The following is a 25,292-nucleotide window of genomic DNA, read 5'->3' on the forward strand; positions in this document are numbered from 1 at the left end:
CGGCCGGTCAGCCGGTCACCTGACGCCGACGGCCGCCAGCGCCCTGCGCTGGGCCGCGCTCAGCTTCGTCGGGAAGTACAGGTAGCAGACGCCGCCGGTGCCGGAGACGACCTTGCCCGCGGCGTTCTTGCGCTTGGTGCGGAGCCAGATGTTCTCCCACTCCCGGCGCTGGTAGACGCGGCGCACCGCCGGGTTGCTGGGGGACGCCGGGTCGTTGGCGATGACGTCGCCGTCCGCCGTGAAGCCGACGACGGTCATCAGATGGCCCGCCGTGCCGTAGCCGGCGCCCGTCAGCTCCTCCTTGAGGAAGGACTGCGACGTGATGGCCGGGATGCCGGCGGCGATCAGCGTCTCCAGCTCCGTCAGCGAGGCGAGGCGGGTCACGACGCCCTGGAGATCCTTGTACGTGGCCGCGTACGCCGCGTTGAAGGGCCAGTTGCCGCACCCGTCGTACTGGTAGTCGAACGTCTGTCGGGCCGCGTGGCACACCTGCGGGTCGGCGTAGGAGGGGTCGACCCAGGCCAGGTCGGCGGGGGTGGGTCTGCGGCCCCAGTACTCGATGATCATCTGCGAGGAGGTGGGGCTGCACCAGGCCTCGCCGCCGTTGTCGTACTCGGGGTACTGGCCCGCATGGATCTCCTGGGAGTACCGCGGGACCTTCAGCTCCTTGGCGAGCCCCGGCTCCGAGGCCGGGACCGTGAAGCGGTCGGGCACCGCGGAGGCCATCGCGCCGGCCCGCCAGACCGTGGGCGTCACGGTCGTCCCCGGCCTGCGGTACAGCGTGAGCCGCAGCTGGTACGAGACGACGCGGGGCCCGGCCGCGGCGCCGTCCAGCGAGAGCGTGTCCGTCCAGACCGTGGACCTGCCGTCGGTCTGGTCGTCGACGGAGGTCCGCCGGATGTCCTTGTCCTTGTCGTCCCCCGAGGCCCAGCGGCCCATCACGTACCAGGGGGTCTTCTTCCCGTCGTCGTACGTGCCCCGCAGCTCGGTCTGGAGCCAGGTGCCCTTCGGCGTGTCCGCGTTCCAGGAGGCGATCAGCTCCGTCGCGGGGACGGTGGAGCGGTGCACGGGCGAGGTCCACCGGGCGTACTCCCAGGTGGCCGTCTTGCCGGTGTGCGGGTCCGCGTAGTCGGTGCGGCCCGCGGCCCTGGCGACACGCAGCCCGGGCCTGGCCCCGGCGGTGACGGCCGTGCCCTCGGCGGTGCCGGTGCGCCAGTCCGCGGCCGTGGTCCAGAAGCGGTTGTCCACGTGCCGGTCGGCGCGCGGGCGGCCGTGCCCCTGCCCCGCGCCCGGCACGGCGGGCGCGGGGCCCGCGCTCGCCGCGAGGGCGGCCATGGCGGCGGCCGCGGCCAGGACGGATCTGCGGGACATGGCGTCAGCTCGGTCGGGTCGGTCAGCTCGGTCCATCAAGGGGACCCCCAGTCGACGTGGTTTCCTGCGGGATGACTCGGTCCGGTGCGCGGAAGTGGGCCAACTATGGCCGCTCCCCGCCGCCTTCTGCCAGCGCTTCGGGCACCGCCGCACCCACTTATATTGGCCTCAACCAATGGCATGACCTGCGGCGGCGCGCGGAACACCTCCTTCCGCGGTCGTACGCTTGCCGTGATGAACCCCGACCCGCCCGCGAAGGCGCCCGAGCCGCGCGCTCCGCTGCCCCCGCTCCCCCGCCTCGCCGACGCCCTGCGCCGCCTGCCGCCCTCCTGCGGCCCCGTCCGGCTCGTCGCCGTGGACGGGCACGCCGGCTCGGGAAAGTCCACGTTCGCGCGGCGGCTCGCCGGGGCGCTCGACGGCGCGCCCGTCCTGCGGCTCGACGACATCGCCAGCCACGACGAGCTGTTCGGCTGGACGGACCGGCTGCGGCGGTGGGTCATCGCACCGCTCGCCCGCGGCGAGGCGGCGCGCTTCCCGGCGTACGACTGGGTCACGCGCCGGTTCGGTCCCGGCGAGCTGACGCTGCCGCCCGCGCCCGTGGTGATCGTCGAGGGGGTCGGGGCGGGCCGCGAGGCGCTGCGGCCGCACCTCGCCGCCGTGCTGTGGATGGACGTGGCGCGGGAGACGGCGTGGGCGCGCGGACGCCTGCGGGACGGGACGGTCCAGCGGGACTTCTGGGACGGATGGGAACCCGCGGAGCTCCAGCACTTCACCGAGGACCCCTCACGGCCCTTCGCCGACGTTGTGGTGCGGCAGTTCCCCGAGGGATACGAGCTACGGCAAGGGCCTTGTGGGACACCAGCAGGGACCCAACTGGTCACGGAGTGTGAGGGTCCATCGGCGGTCCGCTGAACCTCCGGAAAGCGCCTTCCAGTTGGGCGCGAGACTTTTCCACGAGTGCCCCAACTCTGCTTGACCCGGGGGCCTTACAGGACTTACGTTCTGAATGTGCGGTCCCGAGGGACCGACCGCAGACGCGAAGCCCCCGGTTGTTCCCCCGTGATCGGGGGCTTCGTTCTGCCTCCGGCCCCCTGTTTTCGGCCGCCACGCGCCGTCATTCGCTCACCCTCGGTCACCATCGAGCGCACTCCCCCGCAGCCGCTCCCGGCCGATCTCGCGGTGCGGCACCCTACGGCCGACCGCTCCCCCGCAGGTACGATGCCCATCGGTGCGCCTTTTCCGGACGGCTGCTCTGTGCACCGAGACAACTCCCGTCCACAGCACGGCGGTTCGACGAAGTGGCCGACGGGCACCGGTCCGGCGGTTCGCACACGGGGGCACGGTTTGTGGGGGACGTGATGGACTTCGACGCGGTGGGCACACCCGCCCCGGCCGACCTCGCCTGGCTGAGGGGCGTCGACGCCTACACGATGGGCGCCTATCCGCAGGCGGAGGAGGAGTTCCGCTCCGCGGTCCGCATCGATCCCGGCATGGCCGACGGCTGGCTCGGGCTGCACGCGCTGCGCATCGACACGACGACGGCACTGCTGCGGATGTTCCAGTACCGCGAGCGGTTCGGCGAGCAGCGCAGGCGGCACGCGCGCACCCTCAACTCCTGGTACTGGCTCGGCTGGTGGGTCCAGCCCGTCCTGGAGAGCACCCGCGACCTGCTCCTCGCGCACGCCTCGCACTGGCTCGACGGCCGCCACGTCCCCGAGCTCGACCGGGCGCTCGCGGGGCTGCCGCCGGTCGACGCCGACCCGCAGGTCCGCTTCCTGCACGCCTGCCGCGCCTATCTCGTCAAGGACTGGGACCAGCTCGTGCGGCACACCGACCCGCTGGTCGACGATCCGATGCTGGGCATCGAGGCCGGTCTCTTCGGCGGCATGGCCCGGGTGCGCCTGGAGATGTACGGGCAGGCGGAGCCGCTGCTGTCCGCCGCCCTGATGCGCTGCCGCAGCGAACAGCCGCAGCGCAAGGAGCTGCGGTACTGGCTGGCCAGGGCGCACGAGGGCACGGGGCGCTCGGCCGCGGCGCTCCCGCTGTACCGCGCGGTGCACCGGGTCGACGCCTCCTTCATGGACACCTCGGCTCGGCTCGCCGCCATCGCCGAGGGCGACGGCTACGACGAGGCGGCCGACCTCGCCGCCGCGATCAGCCTGGCCGGCGCCGGGCAGGACGCCCTCGAAGGGCCGGACGGGATCGACATGTTCTTCGGCGGCGAGGGCCGCGACGTGAAGGTGACCGACGGCCAGCCCCCCGCGGCCGGCGGCGCGCCGGGCCCGCAGGGTCCGGGCGGCGGCAGCGGTCCCTCGGGGCCCTCCGACGCGGTCCGCGAGAAGGCGATCCTCCCGGTCAAGCCGGACGGCGCCCCGCAGCTCCCGCCGGGCTCCACCGACCCCGCGCTGCTGGAGGCCGCCCTCGCCGAACTGGAGGGCATGGTCGGCCTGGAGCCCGTGAAGCGGCAGGTCAAGGCCCTCTCCGCACAGCTCAACATGGCGCGTCTGCGGGCCGCCCAGGGCCTGCCGGTGCAGCCGCCGAAACGACACTTCGTCTTCTCCGGGCCCTCGGGCACCGGCAAGACCACCGTGGCCCGCATCCTCGGCCGGGTCTTCTACGCGCTCGGGCTGCTCGGCGGCGACCACCTGGTGGAGGCGCAGCGCGCCGACCTGGTCGGCGAGTACCTGGGCCAGACCGCCGTGAAGGCCAACGAACTCATCGACTCCGCGATCGGCGGCGTCCTCTTCGTCGACGAGGCCTACTCCCTGTCCAACTCCGGGTACGGCAAGGGCGACGCCTACGGCGACGAGGCCCTGCAAGTGCTGCTCAAACGGGCCGAGGACAACCGGCGCCACCTCGTCGTGATCCTCGCGGGCTACCCCGAGGGCATGGACCGGCTGCTCGCCGCCAACCCCGGCCTGTCCTCGCGCTTCACGACGCGCGTCGACTTCCCCTCGTACCGCCCGCTGGAGCTGACCGCCATCGGTGAGGTGCTCGCGGCCGAGAACGGCGACGTGTGGGACGAGGAGGCGCTCGATGAGCTGCGCTCCATCAGCGGGCACGTCGTCGACCAGGGCTGGATCGACGAGCTGGGCAACGGCCGGTTCCTGCGCACGCTGTACGAGAAGAGCTGCGCCTACCGCGATCTGCGGCTCTCCGGCTATCCCGGCGAGCCGTCCCGCGACGACCTCGCCACGCTGCGCCTGCCGGATCTGATGCAGGCCTACGGGGAGGTCCTTTCGGGGCGGGGGCCGCAGGACGCGCCGGGGGGCTGACCCCGGGCGCGTCCTGCGGCCGCCGGCTCACCCGACGAGGGCGCCGTCCAGGTTCTCGGGCGCGTCCTCGGTCTCGGCCTGCGGGCGCGGCACGGCCGCCACGCGGTGCGCCGGGTCGCGGACCTCGCCGACGAGGAGTTCGAGGACGTCCTCCAGGGCGACCAGGCCGAGCACCTTGCCCGACGCGTCGGCGACCTGGGCCAGATGCGTGGCGGCGCGGCGCATCACCGTCAGGGCGTCGTCCAGCGGCAGTTCCGCCCTGAGCGTCGTCATCGGCCGCCACACCTGCTGCGGCACGGCGCGGTCGCTCTCCTCCAGGTCGAGGACGTCCTTGACGTGGAGGTAGCCCATGAAGGCGCCGTTCTCCGCGCGGACGGGGAAGCGGGAGAAGCCGGTGCGTCCGGTCAGCTCGACGACCTGGCCCGGGGTGACCGAGGCGTCGACGGTCACCAGTGACGCCCGGTCGAGCAGCACGTCCGTCACCGGGCGCGAGCCCAGCTCCAGGGCGTCCTCCAGACGCTCCTGCTCCTCGGGGTCGAGCAGGCCCGCCTGGCCCGAGTCCTCCACGAGCCGGTTGAGCTGCTCGCTGGTGAAGACGGCCTCCACCTCGTCCTTGGGCTCCACCCGGAACAGCCGCAGGACGACCCGCGCGCACGCGCCGAGCGCCACCGTCACCGGGCGGCACAGCCGTGCGAAGGCGACGAGTCCCGGACTGAACCAGAGCGCGGTCTTCTCGGGCGCCGCCATCGCGAGGTTCTTCGGCAGCATCTCGCCGATGACGAGGTGGAGGAAGACGACGACGGCGAGGGCGATCACATAGCCGAGGGGGTGGATCATGCCCTCGGGCAGATGGGCCGCCACGAACAGCGGTTCGAGGAGGTGCGCGACGGTGGGCTCGGCGACCGCGCCCAGCGTCAGCGAGCAGACGGTGATGCCGAACTGGGCGGCGGCCATCATCTGCGGCAGGTGTTCGAGCCCGTAGAGCACCTGGCGGGCCCGTTTGGAGTCCAGGGGCTCGATCTGACTGCGGCGCACGGAGACGAGCGCGAACTCGGCGCCCACGAAGAAGCCGTTGGCGAGCACGAGCAGGACGGCGAAGAGAAGCTGGAACAGGCTCATCGACGTGCCTCCGCGGCTACGGGGACCGAGACGTCCGCCACCCTGACGATCCTGACCCGCTCGGCGCGGTAGTGCCCGACCTGGCGCACCGAGAGCCGCCAGCCCGGCAGCTCGGCCCGGTCGCCGGGGACGGGGATGCGGCCGAGCAGGTCGGCCACCAGGCCCGCGACGGTCTCGTACGGGCCCTCGGGCACGTCGAGTCCGATGCGCCGCAGCGTGTCGACCCGGCAGCCGCCGTCGGCGTCCCAGCTCGGCCTGCCGTCCTCCGGCGGGGCCGCGCACAGCTCGGGCAGGTCGTGCAGGTCGTGCTCGTCGCGGACCTCGCCGACGAGTTCCTCCACGATGTCCTCCAGGGTGACGACGCCGGCCGTGCCGCCGTACTCGTCGACGACGACGGCCATGGGCTGCTCGCTGCGCAGCCGCTCCAGGAGGGGCTTCACGGGCAGCGTCTCGGGGACCAGGAGCGGCGGCTGCGCGATGCGGCCGACCGGGGTGCGGAGACGTTCGTGCGCGGACACCGCGAGGGCGTCCTTGAGGTGCACCACGCCGACGACCTCGTCGATCCGCTCGCGGTACACGGGAAAGCGGGACAGGCCGGTGGCGCGGGTCAGATTGACCACGTCCTCGGCCGTCGCCGACGACTGGAGCGCGCTGACCTTCACGCGTGGCGTCATCACGTGCTGCGCGGTCAGCTCCCCGAGCGAGAGGGTGCGTACGAAGAGGTCCGCGGTGTCCTGCTCCAGGGCGCCGGCCCGCGCCGAGTGCCGGGCCAGGGACACCAGTTCGCCGGGGGTGCGGGCGGAGGCCAGCTCCTCGGCGGGCTCCACGCCCAGCATCCGCACCAGGCGGTTGGCGACGGCGTTGAGCAGGGCGATCACGGGCCGCAGGAGCCGTGCGAAGGCGTACTGCGGGCCCGCGACGAACCGGGCGACCTGGAGCGGCCTGGAGACCGCCCAGTTCTTGGGGACCAGCTCGCCGATGACCATCTGCACGGCGGACGCGAGCAGCATGCCGACCACCACGGAGACACCGCCCACGGCGCCCTCGGGGACGCCGATCGCGGTGAACGGGGGCGCGAGCAGCTCGGCGAGCGCCGGTTCGGCGAGCATGCCGACGACGAGCGAGGTGATCGTGATGCCGAGCTGGGTGCCGGAGAGCTGGAACGACAGCTCCTTGAGGGCTTGGACGACCGTGCGGGCCCGGCGGTCGCCGTCGGCCGCGGCCTTCTCCGCGTCGGGCCGCTCCACGGTGACGAGACCGAACTCGGCCGCCACGAAGAAGCCGTTGGCGAGAATCAGCAGGAATGCCGCCCCGAGGAGCAGCAGCGGGACTGTCATGCCGCCGCCTCCCCTGTCGTACGGGTCCCGGTATGTCGGGAGGGGGCGGCGCAGGTACTACAGGACGATCCGTCCATCGCTGGAGGGAGTCACTCCTCGGATAGCAGGAGCCCCTGGGAGCCTGGCGGGCCCGTCAGGGGCGGGGCGGCACACCGGGCCGCCCCGCCAACAGATTAATCAGAGTCGGGCGGGGTTGGTCAGACCCCCGGGCGGAGCGTCAGTCGCCCAGCGGGGCGCGGGCCTCGACGAGGGCGCGCAGGGCCTTGGCGTCGGCGACGGCCTGCTGCCTGGCGATGCCCGGCTGGATGCCGAGGGCGGGGAGGCTGGTGCCGTCGCTGAGGTTCAAGAAGACCCACGGGTCGCCGGGGCGCAGGGTGACCTGCACGACCTGCGCCCACTCCAGACGCCGACTGGTCGCGATGTTGACGACGTGCACGCCGGACTCGTCGGCGACGACCTTGGGCCTGGCGAGCAGGACGAGGACGCCGAAGAGCAGCGCGCCGGTGAAGACGAAGCTGGTCCGCTCGCCGGGGCTGAGGTTCGGCAGCAGGAAGGCGATCACGGTGAGGACGGCGAACATCACGGCGCCCGCACTGAGCAGGACCGTCCGGGTCCGCCTCGGCCTGAAGGTGACGGGGAGCTCGGGAAGCTCGGACATGCGGCGGTTCTCCTGCCGGTCAGAGGCGACAGGCGTGGATCGCCGTGGTCAGGATGGCCCGCGCCCCGAGGGCGTACAGGTCGTCCATGACGCGCTGGGCCTCCTTGGCGGGGACCATGGAGCGCACGGCGACCCAGCCTTCGTTGTGCAGTGGTGAGATGGTCGGCGACTCCAGGCCCGGGGTGAGGGCGACGGCGCGCTCCAGGTGCTCGGCGCGGCAGTCGTAGTCCATCATCACGTACGAGCGGGCGACGAGGACGCCCTGGAGGCGGCGGAGGAACTGCTCGATCTTGGGCTGGGCCGGGTCGGAGGTGTCGGCCCCGGTGCGCCGGATGACGACCGCCTCCGACTTCATGATGGGCTCGCCGAAGACCTCCAGGCCCGCGTTGCGCAGGGAGGTGCCGGTCTCGACGACGTCCGCGATGACCTGGGCGACGCCCAGCTCGATGGCGGTCTCGACGGCGCCGTCGAGGTGGACCACGGAGGCGTCGACGCCGTGCTCCGCGAGGTGCTTGGCGACGATGCCCTCGTACGAGGTCGCGACGGTCCTGCCCGCGAGGTCCTCGACGGCGGTGGCCGTGCCCGGCTTGGCGGCGAAGCGGAAGGTGGAGCGGGCGAAGCCGAGCGGCAGGATGGCCTCGGCGCCGGCGCCGGAGTCGACGAGCAGGTCCTGGCCGGTGATGCCGATGTCGAGGCGGCCCGCCGAGACGTAGATCGCGATGTCCTTGGGGCGCAGGTAGAAGAACTCGACCTCGTTCTCGGGGTCGACGAGGACGAGTTCCTTGGACTCCTTGCGCTGCTGGTATCCGGCCTCATGGAGCATCGCCGACGCAGGTCCGGACAGTGAACCCTTGTTGGGGACGGCGATGCGCAGCATGAGGTCGGATTCCTTTGCGTGGTGTGGGTGGGACGAGCCGGGGTGGCGGCTCAGAGGTGGGCGTACACGTCGTCGAGGGAGATGCCGCGGGCGACCATCATCACCTGGACGTGGTACAGGAGCTGGGAGATCTCCTCGGCGGCGGCTTCCTTGCCCTCGTGCTCGGCGGCCATCCAGACCTCGGCGGCCTCCTCGACGACCTTCTTGCCGATGGCATGGACGCCCTTGTCCACCAGCTCGGCGGTGCGGGAGGTCGCGGGGTCGCCGTTGGCGGCCTTGTGCTGGAGCTCGGTGAAGAGCTCCTCGAAAGTCTTCTTGGACATGATGCCGTTCACTCTACGCGCCCGGGCGGCGCCGCTCAGCGCCAGGGCTCGGAGACGGTGCGCAGCGTGGTCGCGGTGGCGACGGCCGCGGTGACCGCTTCGTGCCCCTTGTCCTCGGTGGACCCCACGAGACCGGCGCGGTCGAGCGCCTGCTCCTCCGTGTCGCAGGTCAGCACGCCGAAGCCGATCGGCACCCCGGTGTCCACGGAGACCTGGGTGAGGCCCTGGGTGACGCCCTGGCACACGTACTCGAAGTGCGGGGTGCCGCCGCGGATGACGACGCCCAGCGCGACGATCGCGTCGTACCCGCGTCCGGCGAGGACCTTCGCGACGACCGGCAGTTCGTAGCTGCCGGGCACGCGCAGGACGGTCGGCTCGCTGATGCCGAGCTCGGTCAGGGCGCGCAGGGCGCCGTCGACGAGGCCGTCCATGACCTTCTCGTGCCACTGCGCGGCGATCACCGCGACCCGCAGGTCGCCGCAGTTCTTCACGCTCAGTTCGGGTGCGCCCTTGCCGCTCACGCGCTTCTCCTTCGGTCGGGTCTGTTGACGGTGCGGGGTGGTGCTTACTGGTTGCCGCAGGCGGAGACGCCGGGGGCGTCGAGCCAGGGGAGGTCGTGGCCCATCCGGTCCCGCTTGGTGCGCAGGTAGTGCAGGTTGTGCTCACCGGCCTTGACCGGCATGGGCTCGCGCCCGGTGACCTTCAGGCCGTGCCGCAGGACCGCGTCGGTCTTGTCGGGGTTGTTGGTCATCAGCCGGACGCCGCGCACGCCGAGGTCGGCGAGGATGCGGGCGCCCGCGCCGTAGTCCCTGGCGTCGGCGGGCAGGCCGAGCTCCAGGTTGGCGTCGAGGGTGTCGCTGCCGCGCTCCTGGAGTTCGTAGGCGCGCAGTTTGGAGAGCAGGCCGATGCCGCGCCCCTCGTGGCCGCGGAGGTAGACGACGATGCCGCGGCCCTCCGCGGTGACGCGCTCCATGGACGCCTGGAGCTGCGGTCCGCAGTCGCAGCGCAGGGAGTGGAAGACGTCGCCGGTCAGGCACTCGGAGTGCAGCCGCACCAGGACGTCCTCGCCGTCGCCGATGTCGCCGTGGACGAGGGCGACGTGCTCGACGCCGTCGACGGTGGAGCGGTAGCCGTACGCGGTGAAGTCGCCGAAGGCGGTGGGCAGCCGGACCTCGGCCTCGCGGCGGACGGTGGGCTCCGAGGAGCGGCGGTAGGCGATCAGGTCCTCGATGGAGATGACCGTCAGGCCGTGCTTGCGGGCGAAGGGGATCAGCTCGGGCAGCCGGAGCATCCTGCCGTCCTCGCCGGCGATCTCCACGATGGCCCCGGCCGGGCGCAGGCCCGCGAGGCGGGCGAGGTCGACGGCGGCCTCGGTGTGGCCGTTGCGGGCGAGGACGCCGCCGGGCCGGGCGCGCAGCGGGAAGATGTGCCCGGGGCGCACGAAGTCGTCGGGGCCCGCCTCGCCGCCGGCGAGGAGCCGGAGCGTGGCCGCGCGGTCGGCGGCGGAGATGCCGGTGCTGACGCCGTGCGCGGCCGAGGCGTCGACGGAGACGGTGAAGGCGGTGCTCATCGACTCGGTGTTGTGCTCGACCATCTGCGGCAGCCGCAGCCGGTCGAGCTCGTCGGCCTCCATGGGCGCGCAGATCAGGCCGCGGCACTCGCTCATCATGAAGGCGATGATCTCGGGGGTCGCCATCTCGGCGGCGACGACGAGGTCGCCCTCGTTCTCGCGGTCCTCGTCGTCGACGACCACGACGGGCCGCCCCGCGGCGATGTCGCGGATGGCCTGCTCGACGGGGTCGAGGGCGAGGTCCGGGGCGTCCTCGCCGTGGGCCGTGCTGTACCAAACGGGCGCCGCGCTCATGCCGGGGCTCCTTCCATGACGGGCCGGGAGGCCGCCGCGCGCGAGCGCAGCCACCAGTCGCGCATGCCCCAGAGGACGAGGGCGAGGTAGATGACGTAGACGAGGCCGGAGAAGGCCAGGCCGCTGCTGAAGGCGAGCGGCACGCCGACCACGTCGACGAGCAGCCAGGCGAACCAGAACTCGACGAGGCCGCGGGCCTGGGCGACCATGGCGGCGAGCGTGCCGACGAAGATGTAGGCGTCGGGCCAGGGGTTCCAGGACAGGTCGGGTACGGCGCTGAAGAGGGCGCCGACCGCGAGCGTGCCGACGGCGGTGCCGCCGAGCAGGACGCCCCGCTCCTTCCAGGTGGCGAACCGGATGGCGATGGAGCCGTCCTGCGCCTGCTGCCTGCCGCGCGTCCACTGCCGCCAGCCCCACACCGCGACGCCGATGACGAGGAGCTGCTTGCCGACGCCGCCGGAGAGCTGCGCGGAGGCGTAGGCGGCGACGAGGATGGCGCCGGAGAGGAGCTGGGCGGGCCAGGTCCATATGGAGCGCCGCCAGCCGAGCGCGAGGGCGATGAGGCCGACGGTGTTGCCGATCATGTCGGACCACATGATGTGCTGGTCGAAGGCGGTGAACGCCTCGGAGTTGAGCCAGTTCACTTGGTGGCCTCCTGAGCCGGGGTGACGGCCTCCTGACCGGGGGCGTGGGCGCGGTCGCCGATGAGGCGCTCCACGTACTTGGCGATGATGTCCACTTCGAGGTTGACCGGGTCGCCGGGCTGCTTGATGCCGAGCGTGGTCAGCGCGAGGGTGGTGGGGATGAGGCTGATGGTGAAGAAGTCGCGGCCCGCTTCGACGACGGTGAGGCTGACGCCGTCGACGGTGATGGAGCCCTTCTCCACGACGTAGCGCGAGAGGCCGGCGGGGAGGGAGACCTTGACGACCTCCCAGTTCTCGGACGGCTCGCGCGCGACGATCTCGCCGGTGCCGTCGACGTGGCCCTGCACGATGTGTCCGCCGAGGCGCGCGCCGACGGCGGTGGGGCGCTCCAGGTTGACGCGGGAGCCGACCGTGAGCGCGCCGAGGCTGGAGCGGTTCAGGGTCTCCGCCATGACGTCGGCGGTGAACTCCTCGCCCTCGTGTTCCACGACCGTCAGGCAGACGCCGTTGACCGCGATGGAGTCACCGTGCTTGGCGCCCTCGGTGACGACGGGGCCGCGCAGGCGGAAGCGGGAGGCGTCGGGAAGGTTCTCGACGGCGGTGATCTCGCCCAGCTCTTCGACGATTCCGGTGAACACGTCAGTGCTCCTTCGCTACGAGGGTCGCGGTGATCCGCAGGTCGGGTCCGAGGCGGCGGATCTCGCTCACGTCGAGCCGCAACGCTTGGGTGATGGTGGTGATTCCGCCGCCCGCGAGGGCGGGGGGGCCCGCGCCGAGCAGGGCGGGGGCGAGGTAGCCGACGACGCGGTCGACGGCGCCCGCGGCGACGAAGGCCCCGGCGAGCGTCGGGCCGCCTTCGAGGAGTACGGAGCGCACCCCGCGCGTGTGCAGGGCGTCGAGCAGCGCGGGGACGTCGAGGCCGCCGTCGGCGCGCGGCAGCCGTACGGTCTCGGCGGTGACGGCCGGTGTGACGTCGTCGGCGACGGCGATCAGGGTCGGCGCCGCGTCGTCCAGGACACGGGCGCCGGGTGTGACGGCGGTGCCGCTCGTGTCGACGACGACCCGCAGCGGCTGGACGGCGCCCGCGACGCCGCGCACGGCGAGGTGGGGGTCGTCGGCGCGCTGGGTGCCGGAGCCGACGACCACGGCGTCGCACTCGGCGCGCAGCCGGTGGACGTCCGCGCGGGCCTCGGCGGAGGTGATCCAGCGGCTGGTGCCGTCGGCGGCGGCGATGCGGCCGTCCAGGGTGGCGGCGTACTTCCAGGTGACGTGGGGGCGGCCGAGCCGCACGGAGGTCAGCCAGGCGGCGTTCCCCTCGGCGGCCTCGGCCTCGCACAGGCCCTGCTCGACGGAGATCCCGGCCGCACGGAGGGTCTCGGCGCCGCCGGTCGCGGCGGGGTTCGGGTCGCTGACCGCGTAGACGACACGGGCGACGCCCGCCTCGATGAGGGCCTGGGCGCAGGGACCGGTGCGGCCGGTGTGGTTGCAGGGTTCGAGGGTGACGAGGGCGGTGCCGCCGCGGGCCCGGCCACCGGCCGCGCGCAGGGCGTTGACCTCGGCGTGCGGGCCTCCCGCGCGCTGGTGCCAGCCCTCGCCCGCGACCTCGCCGGAGGCGTCGAGGACGACGCACCCGACGACGGGATTGGGGCTCGTGGCTCCGAGGCCGAGCGCTGAGAGCGCGAGCGCGCGCCGCATGGCGGCTTCTTCGGCTGCGGCGGTGGCCACCGGGTCCTCCTGCCTCTTCGGGCACGGACTCCGGGGCTGTCGAAAGACGACACGTACGGGCGAGGCACCTGTGGCGACGCCGACGCCGATGACACCTGCTCCCGGGATCGCCCGGGCACCGGCTCCCGGGAAACCCGAGAACCGCCCCCGGCCTCGTACGAGGCCAGGAACAAGCAACTACGGCGGCGCGCAAGGATGCCCGCCCGCCGCGCACTGCCTCCCATCCGGACTTTCACCGTCGGTCCAGGAATTTCACCTGGTCAACCGGCCGCTGGAGGCGACCGGGTCGCGGACTGTAACCGCCGGTTCGGAATTACACCGACCCCGGAGTGCGCTGCTTCTGGTACGAGGCCAGTGTGCCACGTCTGATCGTCGGCCCGTCGGGCGGCGGCCTGTGGGCTGACTCACAGGCGTTCCGGGCATAAGACCTCCCCCGCCCCAGCCGCCACCCGGGCCCCGGGGCGCGCTCCCCGGCGGGACGACTTTGGTCCAGACCTATTGACGCTTTGGTCTAGTCCTCTTAATCTCTGCGTCACCTCCGAGGAGCGGGAGCCGACGGTGTGCGCACACCGGGCCCCGGCACGTTTCACGTCATCGCCCGTGTGTTCCGCCCCGTTCGCGCACCACCCCCGCACCTGGAGGTTCCCCATGCCGTCCCTCATCCGCGCGAGACCCACGCTGCTCGCGACCGGCGCCGCCGTCGGCGGACTGCTGCTCGGCCTGGTCTCCGGCGGCGCCTCGCACGCCGCCGACGACGCGTCCTGCCGCCCCGACGGGCTCTACAAGACCCCGGGCGTCGACGTCCCGTACTGCTCCGTCTACGACGGCGAGGGACGGGAGAAGATGGGCGCCGACCACCAGCGGCGCGTCATCGGCTACTTCACCGGCTGGCGCACGGGCAAGAACGGCGAGCCCGCCTACCTCGCCCCGGACATCCCGTGGGACAAGGTCACCCACGTCAACTACGCCTTCGGCCACATCGACAAGGACAACAAGCTCTCCGTCGGCGGCGACGGCGAGAAGAACGCCGCGACCGGGATGACCTGGCCGGGCGTCGCGGGCGCCGAGATGGACCCGTCGCTGCCCTACAAGGGCCACTTCAACCTGCTGAACAAGTTCAAGAAGAAGCACCCGGACGTCAAGACGCTGATCTCGGTGGGCGGCTGGGCCGAGACCGGCGGCTACTTCGGCGACGACGGCAAGCGCGTGAACTCCGGCGGCTTCTACTCGATGGCCACCAACGCCGACGGCTCGGTGAACCACGCGGGCATCGACACCTTCGCGGACTCCGCGGTCGCCTTCATCAAGAAGTACGGCTTCAACGGCGTCGACATCGACTACGAGTACCCGACCTCGATGAAGGACGCGGGCCACCCCGCCGACTTCCCCCTCTCCAACGCCCGGCGCGGCGGGCTGGTCAAGGGCTACGCGGCGCTGATGAAGAGCCTGCGCGAGAAGCTCGACAAGGCGGGCGCGGCCGACGGCAGGCACTACATGCTCACCGTGGCGGCCCCCTCGTCCGGCTATCTGCTGCGCGGCATGGAGACCTTCCAGGTACAGAAGTACCTGGACTACGTCAACATCATGTCGTACGACCTGCACGGCGCCTGGAACGAGTACGTCGGCCCCAACGCCTCGCTCTTCGACGACGGCAAGGACGCGGAGCTCGCGGCCGCGAACGTCTACGGCAGCCAGCAGTACGGCGGCATCGGCTATCTGAACACCGACTGGGCCTACCACTACTTCCGCGGCTCGATGCCGGCCGGCCGCATCAACATCGGCCTGCCGTACTACACCCGCGGCCACAAGAACGTGCAGGGCGGCGTCGACGGACTGTGGGGCAAGGCCGCGGCGAGCACCTGCCCCGCCGGTTCCGGCCTGACCAAGTGCGGTGACGGCGCGGTCGGCATCGACAACCTCTGGCACGACAAGGACGACAACGGCAAGGAGTCCCCGGCGGGCTCCAACCCGATGTGGCACGCGAAGAACCTGGAGAAGGGGATCGTCGGCGACTACGTCACCAAGTACGGCTTCCCCGCGGACACCAAGCTGACCGGCACCTACGCGCGCAAGTACGACGCGAAGCTGGTCGCCCCGTGGCTGTGGAACGCAGAGAAGAAGGTGTTCCTGTCCACCGAGGACGAGACGTCGGTGGCCGAGAAGGCCGACTACGTGGTGGACCGGGGCATCGGCGGCACCATGGTCTGGGAGATGGCGGGCGACTACCGCTGGAACGCGGCCAAGGGCCAGTACGAGATCGGCGACACGCTCACCTCGCTGATGTACGACAAGTTCAAGACCGCCAAGCCCTACGGCGCGAAGGTCTCGAACAAGGAGCTGCCCACCAAGGCGGTGGACATCGGCGTCGAGTTCGGCGACTTCAAGCTCGGTGACTCCAACTACCCGATCACCCCGAAGGTGAAGATCACCAACAACACGAAGACGACGCTGCCCGGCGGCACGGAGTTCCAGTTCGACTACTCCACCTCGGCCCCCGGCAACGCCTCCGACCAGTCGGGATTCGGCACGAAGGTGATCAGCAGCGACCACACCGGCGGCAACGTCGGCGGGCTGAAGGGCGACTTCCACCGCGTCTCGCTGAAGCTGCCGGCCTGGCAGTCGCTCGCGCCCGGGGCCTCGGTGGACCTCTCCTTCAACTACTACCTGCCGGTGTCGACGCCGTGGAACTGGACCGTCGAGATCAGCGGCACGAAGTACACGCTCGCCGGCGACCTGGCGCGCGGCACCACGCTGGTCGAGCCCGGCACGGGTCCGGGGCCGACCGACCCGCCGGGACCGACGGACCCGCCCGGCACGTGCACGGCCCCGGCGTGGAGCGCGTCGGCCGAGTACGGCTCCGGCAAGACGGTCTCCCACAAGTCCCACACCTGGAAGGCCAAGTGGTGGACGAAGGGCGACGAGCCCGGCGCCGGCGGCGAGTGGGGCGTCTGGCAGGACCTCGGCGCCTGCTGAACCGTTGACCGCCGCTCACGCCCACCGGTCCGCCCCGGTGGGCGTGAGCGGCTTCCACCCGTCCCGGCGTGAGCGGGTTTCCGCCGTCCGCTCAGACCCCCGGGCCGAACAGCTCGTCCTGGGCCGCGTCCCGTGCGGCGAGCAGCGCGCCCCGCAGGACCGCCGAACCGCCGAGCGCGCTCGCGCGCACCTCCGTGCGCAGTGGGGACATGGCGGTGACGCGGTCCTCCACCCGGGCGGCGAGCGCGGCACCGCCCGCGCGGCCCACCTCGCCGCCGAGGACGACGCAGCCGGGGTCGAGGATCGCCGCCATGGCCGCCGCGCCCACGGCGACGCGGTCCGCGAGGGCGTCCAGGAAGGCGTCCGCGCCGGTCTCCACCGCGTGCCGCACGAGGTCGGACGCGGACGTCCCCGCGGCCGGCAGCCCGTGCTCCGCGCCCAGGCGCAGCAGTGCCGCCGCGCAGGCCAGCGAGTGGAAGCCGCCCTCGCAGGCGGTGGCCGACGGCAGGCCGCCCGTGCCGGGCACCGGCAGAAAGCCGATCTCCCCTGTGCCGCCCGAGGCGCCCCTGCGCAGCGTGCCGTCGAGCACGACGGCGGCCCCCACGCCCTCCCCCAGCCAGAGCAGCACGAACGTGTCCGTGCCGTGCGCGGCGCCGTCCCGCTGTTCGGCGCGGGCCGCGAGGTTCGTCTCGTTCTCCACCAGGACGCGGGCGCCGAGCCGCTCATGGAGGGCGCCCGCGAGCCCGCGGTGCCAGGCGGGCAGGGACGTGGTGTCGTGCAGGTCGCCCGTGGCGGGGTCGATGAGGCCCGGCGCGCCGACGCCGACCGTGTGCAGCCGCTGGACGCCGCCGCCGCTCGCGGTGCGGGCGACGAGGCCGAGGGCGTGCTCCAGGGCGGTGTCCGTGTCGCCGCCGACGGGTGCGGAGGCCTCGGCGAGGACCGCGCCGAGCAGGTCCGTGACGACGACGGAGACGCTGTCCGTGCGGACGTCGAGCGCGGCGAGGTGGGCCCGGTCCGCGACGATCCCGTACAGCCGTGCGTTGGGCCCGCGCCGCCGGGCGCCCGCCTCGCCCACGACGGTGATGAGCCCGGAGCCCTGGAGCCGTTCGACGAGATCGGCCACGGAGGGCCTGGAGAGGCCGGTGAGCTGCTTCAACTGGTTGGCCGTCAGGGGCCCTTCGCTCTGCAGGAGGCCCAGCGCGAGCCGGTCGTTGATGGCCCGAGCGGTACTCGGTGAGGCAGGCATGCCGGGATCCTTCCACACGGCGCTTCTATTTATCAGGCAGGGTTCCTGATAGTTTACGTCGCCGTATCGGGGCAGTCCTCGGGAGGGGCGGAACGGGATGAGTGAAGTGGTCTACGACAAGGCGCGGCTGCGGCGGGCGCGGATCGCCGTGGCGGCCGTGTTCTGCGTGCACGGAGCGGTCACCGGTTCCTTCGCGACCCGGGTGCCCTGGATCCAGGAGCACGCGTCGGTCAGCGCGGGCATGCTGGGCCTCGCCCTCGCCTTCCCCGCGATCGGCGCCTCGGTGGCGATGCCGCTCGCGAGCAGGATCAGCCACCGCTTCGGCGCGCGCACCGCGCTGCGCGGGCTGCTCGCGATGTGGACGCTGTCCCTGATCCTGCCCTCGCTCGCGCCCAACCTGCTCACGCTCTGCCTGGCGCTCTTCGTGTACGGCGCCTCCTCGGGCATGTCGGACGTGGTGATGAACGCCCTCGGCGTCGAGACCGAGACCCGTATCGGCAAGTCGATCATGTCGGGTCTGCACGGCATGTGGAGCGTCGGCGCCCTGATCGGCTCGGCGGCCGGCACGGTCGCCGCCCACCTCGGCTCCGACGCCCGCCTGCACCACGCCCTCGCCGCCGCCGCGCTCACCGCGCTCGGCCTCGTGGCCTGCCAGGGCGTGCTCGACGTCCAGGCGGAGCCCGAGGAGGAGGCGCCGCCGCGGTTCTCGCTGCCGCCGAAGTCGGCGCTGCTCATCGGCGCGGTCGGCTTCTGCGCGGTCTTCGCGGAGGGCGCGAGCCTGGACTGGTCGGCGGTCTACCTGCGGGACGTGCTCGACACGTCGGCGGGCGTCGCCGCCGCGTCGACCACCGGCTTCACGCTCACCATGGCGGTCGCGCGGCTCGCGGGCGACGCGGTGGTCGACCGGTTCGGCGCGGTGCGCACCGTGCGCGCGGGCGGCGTCCTCGCGGTGCTCGGCGGGCTGCTCGTGGTCATCGCCTCGCACCCGCTGATGGCCATGGCCGGTTTCGCCCTGCTCGGCCTCGGCATCGCGGTCGTGGTCCCGCTGGCCTTCGCCGCGGCCGGGCGCAGCGGCCCGAACCCCAGCCAGGCCATCGCGGGCGTCGCCACCATCACGTACACCTCGGGTCTTATCGCGCCGTCGGCGATCGGGACGCTGGCGGACGCCACGAGCCTCGTGACCTCCTTCGGCCTGGTGACGCTGCTCGCCTGCGGCCTCGTGGTCTTCGCGAACGTGCTGCGCACGGACGGCCGCGAGGCGGCGCAGGGCTCGACGGCGGACGCGGCGACGCCCGACCGCACGTCCTGATCCACTCCCCCGCGGCCGCCCGGGAACCGGACCGGGGAGAAGTCGCACGTGCGTCGCATTAACATGGCGTCGATCATTTCGGGCCACGCGACACGGCCCGCTCAGCGCACAGAAAGCGACACTCACCATGGATCTCGGCGTGCGCTGGAAACTCCACGGCGACGGCCGCACCCCCGCCCCGGGCGCGGTCGTACGGCCCGACGAGCGCCTGTCGTGGCCGCGGACCTTCGGGCTCGGCGCCCAGCACGTGGTGGCCATGTTCGGCGCCTCGTTCGTCGCGCCCGTCCTGATGGGTCTCGACCCGAACCTGGCCATCATGATGTCGGGCGTCGCGACCGCCATCTTCCTGCTCGCGACGCGCGGCCGGGTCCCCAGCTACCTGGGCTGCTCGCTCTCCTTCGTCGGCGTCGCCGCCGTCATCCGGGCCCAGGGGGGCTCCAGCGCGACCGTGACCGGCGCGGTCCTCGTGGTCGGCGCGGCGCTGTTCCTGGTGGGCCTCGCCGTGCAGAAGTTCGGCGCGCGGATCATCCACGCGGCGATGCCGCCGATCGTGACCGGCGCGGTCGTCATGCTGATCGGCTTCAACCTGGCGCCGGTCACCGCCTCGACCTACTGGCCGCAGGACCAGTGGACGGCGCTCCTGGTGATGCTCTTCACCGGTTTGGCCGTGGTGTGCCTGCGCGGTTTCTGGTCGCGCATCGCGATCTTCCTCGGCCTGATCTTCGGCTACGGCATCTCCTGGGTCTTCGACCAGGTCTTCGGCAAGATCCACTCGGCGGACGCCTCCGGCAAGGTCGTCGACCACTGGCGCCTGGACCTGTCCGCCGTCGGCCAGGCCGACTGGATCGGTCTGCCCTCCTTCCACGCGCCGGGCTTCGAGTGGTCCGCGATCCTCGTGGCGCTGCCCGTCGTCATCGCCCTGATCGCGGAGAACGCGGGGCACGTCAAGGCCGTCGGGGAGATGACCGGCGACAACCTCGACGACAAGCTGGGCACCGCGATCTCCGCCGACGGCGCCGCCTCCGTGCTCTCCACCGCGGTCGGCGGCCCGCCCAACACGACGTACTCCGAGAACATCGGCGTGATGGCGGCGACCCGCGTCTACTCCACGGCCGCGTACTGGGCCGCGGCCTGCTTCGCGCTGCTCTTCGGACTCTGCCCCAAGTTCGGCGCCGTCGTGGCCGCGATCCCCGGCGGGGTGCTCGGCGGCATCACCGTCATCCTGTACGGCATGATCGGCCTGCTCGGCGCGCAGATCTGGATCAACGCCAAGGTCGATCTGCGCAATCCGCTGAACCTCGTCCCCGCCGCCGCGGGCATCATCATCGGCGTCGGCGGCGTCTCGCTGAAGTTCACCGACAACTTCGAGCTGAGCGGCATCGCCCTCGGCACGATCGTGGTCATCACCGGCTACCACGTGCTGCGCGCCTTCGCCCCGCCGCACCTCAAGTCGCAGGAGCCGCTGCTCGACGCGGGCACCTCCGCGTACGACGCGGAGGCCGCCGCCGACAACCCCGGCGCCGGCGGCGCGGACGCCAAGCGCTGAGCGGCGGTTATCCACTGGACGTGGTGGGCGGCCCTGGCTAGGGTTGCGCACCATGTCCAGCCCCGAGGCGTCAAGAATCGGGCCACCGGTCGTCCGGTGGCTTCCCGTGCTGTCGCGCTGACGCTCCCGCCGCCCCGGCGAGCGGCCGTCCGCGACCCCTGGCACCGCCACCACCGGATCACCGCCCCGTGCCCTGATCCCTTGCTGCACCTCGTGGTTGCGGAGTCCCGCTGTGCCCTTTGCCATCCATCTGCTCGGCCTTGCCGTCTTCGCGCAAGGCACCTCCGAATTCATGTTGTCAGGACTGGTCTCCGGCATCGCCGGGGACCTGGGCGTCTCCATTCCGGCCGTAGGCCATCTGACCTCGGCGTTCGCCGTGGGCATGGTGGTCGGGGCACCGCTGATGGCCATCCTGAGCCGGCGCTTCTCGCGCCGGGGCGCCCTGCTGGCCTTCCTCGTCACCTTCCTCGCCGTCCATGTGACCGGCGCGCTCACGACGAGCTTCGCCGTGCTGCTCGCGACCCGCGTGGTCGGCGCGCTCGCCAACGCCGGGTTCCTCGCGGTCGCCCTCATCACCGCCGCGGACCTGGCCGGGCCCCACGCCAAGGGGCGCGCGACCTCCGCGCTGCTCGGCGGCGTGACCGTCGCGTGCGTCGCGGGCGTGCCCGCCGGCGCCCTGCTCGGCGAGGTCTGGGGCTGGCGGTCGGCGTTCTGGGCCGTGGCCCTGCTCTCCCTCCCGGCGCTGGCCGCCATCGCCTGGGCGGTGCCCGCGGGGCCGCCGGACAGCGTGGGGCCGGACGCCGCGGGACCGGACGACGCCCGGCCGAGCGTCCTCGGTGAGCTGCGGGCGCTGCGCTCGCCGCGGCTCCGGCTGACGCTGCTGCTCGGCGCGCTGGTGAACGGCGCCACCTTCTGCACGTTCACCTACCTGGAACCGCTGGTCACCCGGGTCACCGGGCTCGGCTCCGACTGGGTCCCCGTGGTCCTCGCGCTCTTCGGCATCGGCTCGTTCGCCGGGGTGAGCCTCGCCGGACGCGTCGCCGACGTACGGCCGCTGCCGCTCCTGGTGGGCGGCTCGTGCGCGCTGCTCGGCGGCTGGGCGCTGTTCGCCGTGACGGCCGCGCACCCGGCGGCGACGGTGGTGCTCGTCCTGGTGCTCGGCGCCCTGTCGTTCGGCGTCGGCGCCACACTGATCTCGCAGGTCCTCTACGCGGCGAGCGAGGCCCCCACCCTCGCGGGCGGCTTCGCCACGGCGGCGTTCAACGTGGGCGGCGCGCTCGGCCCCTGGTGCGGCGGCCTCGTGCTCTCCGCGGGGCTCGGCCACCGCGCCCCGGTCTGGGTCAGCGCCCTCCTCGTCGGCGTCGCCCTGGCCGTCGGCGGCACGGCGCTCGCCCGGCGGCGGAGGGCCACGGCCCCCGCGCCGTCCGTTCCCTCGTTTCGGGGAAGCGGCCGGTGCGGGGGCGCCCCGCCCCGCCCGTAGCTGGGACCCTGCCGCCATGGCGCCTTTGGAGCGGTTCGCGGAGTGCAGGGCCCCGGCGCACGGGGTTGACGGCGTGGTGGCACGGATGCGTGCGCTGGGCGACGGATGGCCGCCGCGGGACGGGGTGGCCGTCTTCAACCGGGTCTATCTGTCGGTCACCGAGGAGGTCGCCCGACAGCTCGGCGCCGGCGCCTTCCCCGACGGGCGCAGCGCCGCCACGCTGGACGTCCGGTTCGCCGAGCGCTATCTGAGGGCCGTCGAACCCGGGCCCGAGGGCCGCCGCGCTCCCGCCTGCTGGCGCCCGCTCCTGCAGTACCGCCGCCATCCCGGCGTGCACCCGCTGCAGTTCGCGCTCGCCGGCATCAACGCGCACATCGGCCACGACCTGGCGCTCGCCCTGGTGGACTCCTGCCACGCGCTCGGCTGCGAACCGGCCGAGCTGGAGGACGAGTTCGACGCCGTGGGCGACATCCTCGTATCCCTGGAGGAGCGCATCCGCGAGGAGCTGATGCCGGGGCCCGACCTGCTCCAGATCGGCGATCCGCTGACGCACCTGGCCGGTTCCTGGAGCCTGGAGCGGGCCAGGGACGGTGCGTGGGCGACGGCGCGCGCCCTGTGGGCGCTGCGCCATCTGCCCGGCGTGGCGGCGGAGTTCGGGGAGCGGCTCGACGGGGCGGTGGGCCTCGTCGGCCGCGTCCTGCTCACCCCGCTGCCGGACTGAGCCGGGCCTCCGCGGTTCAGTCCTCCGGCAGTTCCACCGGCGCGATCTCGTCGTACACGTCGCCCGGGCCCGGGTTGGTCGGGTCCGTGGCGCCGCCGAGCTGGTGCATCACGCCCCAGACCGCGTTCAGCGCGGTCTGGACGGCGCCCTCGGCCCAGCCCGCCGTCCAGGAGATGTCGTCCCCCGCGAGGAAGATGCCGCGCTTGTCCTCGGGGAGCCTGTCCTGCATGAAGTGGGTGAACAGGCGCCGCTGGTAGCGGTAGTGGCCCGGCAGGTTCGCCTTGAAGGCGCCCATGAAGTAGGGCTCGTTCTCCCAGGACACGGTCACCGGGTTGCCGATGATGTGCTTCCTGATGTCGACCTTCGGGTAGATCTCGCCGAGCGACTTGAGCATGACCTCCATGCGCTCGTTCGCCGAGAGCGGCAGCCACTTCAGGCTGTCGTCGCACCAGGTGTAGGAGAGGCAGATGACGGCGGGCCTGTCCGGGCCGTCGTCGAGCAGGTAGGTGCCGCGCGTCATGCGGTCGGTGAGCGTCATCGACATGACGTCACGCCCCGTCTGCTCGTCCTTGTCCAGCCAGAACGGCCGGTCGACCGGGACGAACAGCTTGGAGGACTCCATGTAGTGGGTCCGCTCCATCGCCGTCCAGTGGTCGATGGGGAACAGCGAGTCGTCGCACTCGATCTTGGAGAGCAGCAGCCAGGACTGGGCGGTGAAGATCGCCGCCCGGTAGGTGCGGATGTCGCCCGAGGCGTCCGTGACGGTGACGCGGTTGCCCGCGGTGCGGTGCAGCCGGGTCACGGCCGGCTTCGGCTCGCCCGCCGCGTGCAGCGAGCTGAGGGAGGTGCCCGCCGGCCAGTGCACGATCTTCTGCGGCTCGCGCTCCCACAGGCGCAGCGGCAGCTGCTGGCTGCCGCCGACGATGCCGCGGTGGTGGTCGTCGGCCTCGGTGTAGACGACGCGCAGGATCTCCAGGATGGAGTTGGGGAAGTCGGTGTCCCAGCCGCCGGTGCCGAAGCCGACCTGGCCGAAGATCTCGCGGTGCCGGAAGGACTTGAAGGCCTCGGATTCGCAGAGGAAGCCGTAGAAGGTCTGGTTGTCGAGCTTCTCGACCAGCTTCGACCAGATCTCGCGGATCTTCGGCACGTCGCGCTCGCGCAGCGCGCGGTTCATGTCGGAGAAGTCGGCGCCCTCCTCCAGGCAGTCGTTCCACGCCTTCGCCACGTCGCGGTAGACCTGCGGCAGGTCGGCGACGGTCTCCGCGTAGTGCGACTCGCCCTTGAGGTCGACGACGGTGGAGGGCGTCGACTCGGCGAGCGGGTTGGGGAACGGCTGGGTGGTGAGGCCCACCAGGTCGATGTAGTGCTGGAGCGCGGTGGACGACGGCGGGAACCGCATGGCGCCCATCTCGGCGGTCAGCGACGGGTCGCAGCCCTCGAAGCCGACGGTGCGCAGCCGGCCGCCGATCTGGTCGGCCTCGTAGACGACGGGCTTGAGGCCCATCTTCATCAGCTCGTAGGCGGCGACGATGCCGGAGAGCCCGCCGCCGATGACGGCGACCTCGGCGCCGTGCTCGGTCGCGGGTATCTGGCCGAGACCCGCCGGGTGCGCGAGGAAGTCGTCGTACGCGTACGGGAAGTCCGGGCCGAACATGGTGATCGGCGGCTGGGCGTCGGTGTGCTGGATGGCGGTGGGCACCGTGGACGTCATGGGGGTACGGACTCCTTGCGCGGACTGAAGAACGAAGTGAGGGGGGAGGGCGCGGGCGCGGTCAGGCGAGCGAGGCGTACAGCCCGGGGCGCCGGTCGCTCAGATACGGGTTGGCCGCGCGGGAGGCGCTCAGGAAGCCGGGGTCGACGTCGCCGACGACCAGCTCGGCGCCGCGTCCCGCGCGGGCGCGCGGCACGCCGTCGGGGCCCGCCAGCGTGGAGAGCCCGACGAACTCGAACGCGCCCTCCTGGCCGACCCGGTTCACGTAGGCGACGTACATCTGGTTCTCGAAGGCCCGCACCGGGACGACGGACTCGGCGACGAACTGGAAGGGGTGCATCTGCGCCGTCGGGACGACCAGGAGGTCGGTGCCGGCCAGGGCGTGCGCCCGGACGTTCTCGGGGAACTCGACGTCATAGCAGATCATGAGGCCCACGCGGACGCCGCCGAGGTCGGCCTGGACGACGGACTCGTCGCCCGGGGTGAAGGCGCCGCGCTCGAAGTCACCGAAGAGGTGGGTCTTGCGGTAGTTCGCCAGCCGCGTGCCGTCGGGACCGATGAGCTGGACGGAGTTGTAGACGGTGTCGCCGTCGCGCTCGGGGTAGCCGTAGGCGACACCGACCCCGTGCCGTGCCGCGATCGAGGCGATGGCCGTGGCCGACGCGCCGTCGGCGGGCTCGGCGAGGCGGGCCACGTCGTCGCCGATCGCGTACCCGGTGAGGAACAGCTCCGGCGCCATGAGGAGCCCGGCGCCCGCGGCGGCGGCGCGCCCCGCGGCCCCGTCCAGCTCCGCGAGGTTCGCGTCGACGGACCCGGGCTGCCCGGAGCTCTGGAGCAGGGCGGTGCGGAGCGCAGGCATGGCGGATCCTCGTGACGTGCGAAAAGGGGCTTGTGGGGTCCGTTAGACGGTACGGTCGGCGGCCGTACCCGGACAAGGCGCGAGTGTTGCGGGCAGCCGCACGATCCGTTGCGCGTGGCGGCCCGGGGGCGGCGATTCGTTGCGCGGCGGCCGGGCGGGGGCGTGCGCCCCGGGTATCGGGGCCGTCCGCCTCGGGTCGCACAGCGTACGGGCCGGCCCCCGCCGCGCGGCGGAAGCGGAGTGCCGCCCGTGGC

The 25,292-nt window shown here is 72.6% G+C and carries 21 protein-coding genes and 1 riboswitch; of the genes, 7 read left to right on the forward strand and 14 right to left on the reverse strand.

Annotation, left to right across the window (positions count from 1 at the left end):
• Positions 1 to 15: 15 nt before the first annotated feature.
• On the reverse strand, positions 16 to 1,371 hold the full coding sequence (locus DCW30_RS19755; RefSeq protein WP_076687159.1) for a peptidase C39 family protein: 1,356 nt from the start codon (positions 1,369 to 1,371) through the stop codon (positions 16 to 18).
• A gap of 234 nt (positions 1,372 to 1,605) precedes the next feature.
• Between DCW30_RS19755 and DCW30_RS19760 the strand changes: the two genes are divergently transcribed.
• Both DCW30_RS19760 and DCW30_RS19765 read left to right on the forward strand, forming a co-directional pair.
• Positions 1,606 to 2,283 carry a uridine kinase family protein gene (locus tag DCW30_RS19760; RefSeq protein ID WP_076687158.1) on the forward strand — a complete coding sequence of 226 codons (678 nt, stop codon included), beginning with the start codon at positions 1,606 to 1,608 and terminating at the stop codon, positions 2,281 to 2,283.
• A 446-nt stretch (positions 2,284 to 2,729) separates the two neighbouring features.
• Positions 2,730 to 4,646, forward strand: a complete 1,917-nt coding sequence (locus tag DCW30_RS19765; RefSeq protein ID WP_076687157.1) for an AAA family ATPase — start codon at positions 2,730 to 2,732, stop codon at positions 4,644 to 4,646.
• Between the two features lie 27 nt (positions 4,647 to 4,673).
• Here the strand turns inward: DCW30_RS19765 and DCW30_RS19770 are convergent, their stop codons facing one another.
• From DCW30_RS19770 to ribD, 10 genes are all read right to left on the reverse strand, one after another.
• Positions 4,674 to 5,765: a hemolysin family protein gene (locus DCW30_RS19770; RefSeq protein WP_076687156.1), complete on the reverse strand. Its 1,092-nt coding sequence runs from the start codon at positions 5,763 to 5,765 to the stop codon at positions 4,674 to 4,676.
• Positions 5,762 to 7,102 carry a hemolysin family protein gene (locus DCW30_RS19775; protein WP_062779635.1) on the reverse strand — a complete coding sequence of 447 codons (1,341 nt, stop codon included), beginning with the start codon at positions 7,100 to 7,102 and terminating at the stop codon, positions 5,762 to 5,764. Before DCW30_RS19775 ends, DCW30_RS19770 begins: the two co-directional genes overlap by 4 nt.
• A 217-nt stretch (positions 7,103 to 7,319) precedes the next feature.
• Positions 7,320 to 7,760 carry a PH domain-containing protein gene (locus DCW30_RS19780; RefSeq protein WP_076687155.1) on the reverse strand — a complete coding sequence of 147 codons (441 nt, stop codon included), beginning with the start codon at positions 7,758 to 7,760 and terminating at the stop codon, positions 7,320 to 7,322.
• A 19-nt stretch (positions 7,761 to 7,779) separates the two neighbouring features.
• Positions 7,780 to 8,637, reverse strand: a complete 858-nt coding sequence (gene hisG, locus DCW30_RS19785; RefSeq protein WP_062779630.1) for an ATP phosphoribosyltransferase — start codon at positions 8,635 to 8,637, stop codon at positions 7,780 to 7,782.
• Between the two features lie 50 nt (positions 8,638 to 8,687).
• The gene (locus DCW30_RS19790) at positions 8,688 to 8,960 is read right to left on the reverse strand and encodes a phosphoribosyl-ATP diphosphatase (RefSeq protein WP_055564821.1); all 273 of its coding nucleotides are present in this window, start codon (positions 8,958 to 8,960) and stop codon (positions 8,688 to 8,690) included.
• A gap of 35 nt (positions 8,961 to 8,995) precedes the next feature.
• Entirely contained in the window at positions 8,996 to 9,481 is a 486-nt protein-coding gene (ribH, locus tag DCW30_RS19795; protein ID WP_062779628.1) for a 6,7-dimethyl-8-ribityllumazine synthase, read from the reverse strand.
• A 44-nt stretch (positions 9,482 to 9,525) separates the two neighbouring features.
• Positions 9,526 to 10,824 (reverse strand): bifunctional 3,4-dihydroxy-2-butanone-4-phosphate synthase/GTP cyclohydrolase II, encoded by a 1,299-nt coding sequence (locus DCW30_RS19800; RefSeq protein ID WP_076687154.1) that lies wholly within the window; start codon positions 10,822 to 10,824, stop codon positions 9,526 to 9,528.
• Complete coding sequence (locus tag DCW30_RS19805) at positions 10,821 to 11,420, reverse strand: nicotinamide mononucleotide transporter family protein (protein ID WP_076689542.1); 600 nt, start codon at positions 11,418 to 11,420, stop codon at positions 10,821 to 10,823. The genes DCW30_RS19800 and DCW30_RS19805 overlap by 4 nt, the downstream gene beginning before the upstream one ends.
• Before the next feature lie 44 nt (positions 11,421 to 11,464).
• Positions 11,465 to 12,106, reverse strand: a complete 642-nt coding sequence (locus tag DCW30_RS19810) for a riboflavin synthase (RefSeq protein WP_076687153.1) — start codon at positions 12,104 to 12,106, stop codon at positions 11,465 to 11,467.
• 1 nt (position 12,107) lies between these two features.
• Complete coding sequence (gene ribD, locus DCW30_RS19815) at positions 12,108 to 13,163, reverse strand: bifunctional diaminohydroxyphosphoribosylaminopyrimidine deaminase/5-amino-6-(5-phosphoribosylamino)uracil reductase RibD (RefSeq protein ID WP_076689540.1); 1,056 nt, start codon at positions 13,161 to 13,163, stop codon at positions 12,108 to 12,110.
• A gap of 236 nt (positions 13,164 to 13,399) precedes the next feature.
• A riboswitch (FMN riboswitch) is annotated at positions 13,400 to 13,530 on the reverse strand.
• A 311-nt stretch (positions 13,531 to 13,841) separates the two neighbouring features.
• On the opposite strand from ribD, the gene DCW30_RS19820 reads away from it, so the two are divergent.
• On the forward strand, positions 13,842 to 16,166 hold the full coding sequence (locus tag DCW30_RS19820) for a chitinase C-terminal domain-containing protein (RefSeq protein ID WP_076687152.1): 2,325 nt from the start codon (positions 13,842 to 13,844) through the stop codon (positions 16,164 to 16,166).
• Between the two features lie 91 nt (positions 16,167 to 16,257).
• On the opposite strand, the gene DCW30_RS19825 is transcribed toward DCW30_RS19820, so the two are convergent.
• Positions 16,258 to 17,412 (reverse strand): ROK family transcriptional regulator, encoded by a 1,155-nt coding sequence (locus DCW30_RS19825; RefSeq protein WP_076687151.1) that lies wholly within the window; start codon positions 17,410 to 17,412, stop codon positions 16,258 to 16,260.
• Between the two features lie 97 nt (positions 17,413 to 17,509).
• On the opposite strand from DCW30_RS19825, the gene DCW30_RS19830 reads away from it, so the two are divergent.
• From DCW30_RS19830 to DCW30_RS19845, 4 genes are all read left to right on the forward strand, one after another.
• Positions 17,510 to 18,721, forward strand: coding sequence for an MFS transporter (locus tag DCW30_RS19830; protein ID WP_076687150.1), 1,212 nt, complete (start codon positions 17,510 to 17,512; stop codon positions 18,719 to 18,721).
• Positions 18,722 to 18,848: 127 nt separating this feature from the next.
• Complete coding sequence (locus tag DCW30_RS19835; RefSeq protein WP_076687149.1) at positions 18,849 to 20,267, forward strand: uracil-xanthine permease family protein; 1,419 nt, start codon at positions 18,849 to 18,851, stop codon at positions 20,265 to 20,267.
• 232 nt (positions 20,268 to 20,499) lie between these two features.
• Positions 20,500 to 21,747, forward strand: coding sequence for a Cmx/CmrA family chloramphenicol efflux MFS transporter (locus DCW30_RS19840; RefSeq protein WP_076687148.1), 1,248 nt, complete (start codon positions 20,500 to 20,502; stop codon positions 21,745 to 21,747).
• Between the two features lie 16 nt (positions 21,748 to 21,763).
• On the forward strand, positions 21,764 to 22,468 hold the full coding sequence (locus DCW30_RS19845; RefSeq protein WP_076687147.1) for a DUF5995 family protein: 705 nt from the start codon (positions 21,764 to 21,766) through the stop codon (positions 22,466 to 22,468).
• 16 nt (positions 22,469 to 22,484) lie between these two features.
• On the opposite strand, the gene DCW30_RS19850 is transcribed toward DCW30_RS19845, so the two are convergent.
• Positions 22,485 to 24,179 carry a flavin monoamine oxidase family protein gene (locus DCW30_RS19850; RefSeq protein WP_076687146.1) on the reverse strand — a complete coding sequence of 565 codons (1,695 nt, stop codon included), beginning with the start codon at positions 24,177 to 24,179 and terminating at the stop codon, positions 22,485 to 22,487.
• A gap of 61 nt (positions 24,180 to 24,240) precedes the next feature.
• A complete protein-coding gene (locus tag DCW30_RS19855) occupies positions 24,241 to 25,038 on the reverse strand; it encodes a carbon-nitrogen hydrolase family protein (RefSeq protein WP_076687145.1) in 798 nt (265 codons plus the stop codon).
• Between the last annotated feature and the right edge of the window lie 254 nt (positions 25,039 to 25,292).

It is taken from the genome of Streptomyces alfalfae, assembly GCF_004127445.1.
In the GTDB taxonomy this organism is placed as follows: domain Bacteria; phylum Actinomycetota; class Actinomycetes; order Streptomycetales; family Streptomycetaceae; genus Streptomyces; species Streptomyces alfalfae.

Excerpts from the sequence above, each read along its gene's own strand:
- DCW30_RS19755 (WP_076687159.1), bottom strand. The coding sequence starts at position 1,371 with ATGTCCCGCAGATCCGTCCTGGCCGCGGCCGCCGCCATGGCCGCCCTC.
- DCW30_RS19760 (WP_076687158.1), top strand. The coding sequence starts at position 1,606 with ATGAACCCCGACCCGCCCGCGAAGGCGCCCGAGCCGCGCGCTCCGCTG.
- DCW30_RS19765 (WP_076687157.1), top strand. The coding sequence starts at position 2,730 with ATGGACTTCGACGCGGTGGGCACACCCGCCCCGGCCGACCTCGCCTGG.
- DCW30_RS19770 (WP_076687156.1), bottom strand. The coding sequence starts at position 5,765 with ATGAGCCTGTTCCAGCTTCTCTTCGCCGTCCTGCTCGTGCTCGCCAAC.
- DCW30_RS19775 (WP_062779635.1), bottom strand. The coding sequence starts at position 7,102 with ATGACAGTCCCGCTGCTGCTCCTCGGGGCGGCATTCCTGCTGATTCTC.
- DCW30_RS19780 (WP_076687155.1), bottom strand. The coding sequence starts at position 7,760 with ATGTCCGAGCTTCCCGAGCTCCCCGTCACCTTCAGGCCGAGGCGGACC.
- hisG (WP_062779630.1), bottom strand. The coding sequence starts at position 8,637 with ATGCTGCGCATCGCCGTCCCCAACAAGGGTTCACTGTCCGGACCTGCG.
- DCW30_RS19790 (WP_055564821.1), bottom strand. The coding sequence starts at position 8,960 with ATGTCCAAGAAGACTTTCGAGGAGCTCTTCACCGAGCTCCAGCACAAG.
- DCW30_RS19800 (WP_076687154.1), bottom strand. The coding sequence starts at position 10,824 with ATGAGCGCGGCGCCCGTTTGGTACAGCACGGCCCACGGCGAGGACGCC.
- DCW30_RS19805 (WP_076689542.1), bottom strand. The coding sequence starts at position 11,420 with ATGTGGTCCGACATGATCGGCAACACCGTCGGCCTCATCGCCCTCGCG.
- ribD (WP_076689540.1), bottom strand. The coding sequence starts at position 13,163 with ATGCGGCGCGCGCTCGCGCTCTCAGCGCTCGGCCTCGGAGCCACGAGC.
- DCW30_RS19820 (WP_076687152.1), top strand. The coding sequence starts at position 13,842 with ATGCCGTCCCTCATCCGCGCGAGACCCACGCTGCTCGCGACCGGCGCC.
- DCW30_RS19825 (WP_076687151.1), bottom strand. The coding sequence starts at position 17,412 with ATGCCTGCCTCACCGAGTACCGCTCGGGCCATCAACGACCGGCTCGCG.
- DCW30_RS19830 (WP_076687150.1), top strand. The coding sequence starts at position 17,510 with ATGAGTGAAGTGGTCTACGACAAGGCGCGGCTGCGGCGGGCGCGGATC.
- DCW30_RS19835 (WP_076687149.1), top strand. The coding sequence starts at position 18,849 with ATGGATCTCGGCGTGCGCTGGAAACTCCACGGCGACGGCCGCACCCCC.
- DCW30_RS19845 (WP_076687147.1), top strand. The coding sequence starts at position 21,764 with ATGGCGCCTTTGGAGCGGTTCGCGGAGTGCAGGGCCCCGGCGCACGGG.
- DCW30_RS19850 (WP_076687146.1), bottom strand. The coding sequence starts at position 24,179 with ATGACGTCCACGGTGCCCACCGCCATCCAGCACACCGACGCCCAGCCG.
- DCW30_RS19855 (WP_076687145.1), bottom strand. The coding sequence starts at position 25,038 with ATGCCTGCGCTCCGCACCGCCCTGCTCCAGAGCTCCGGGCAGCCCGGG.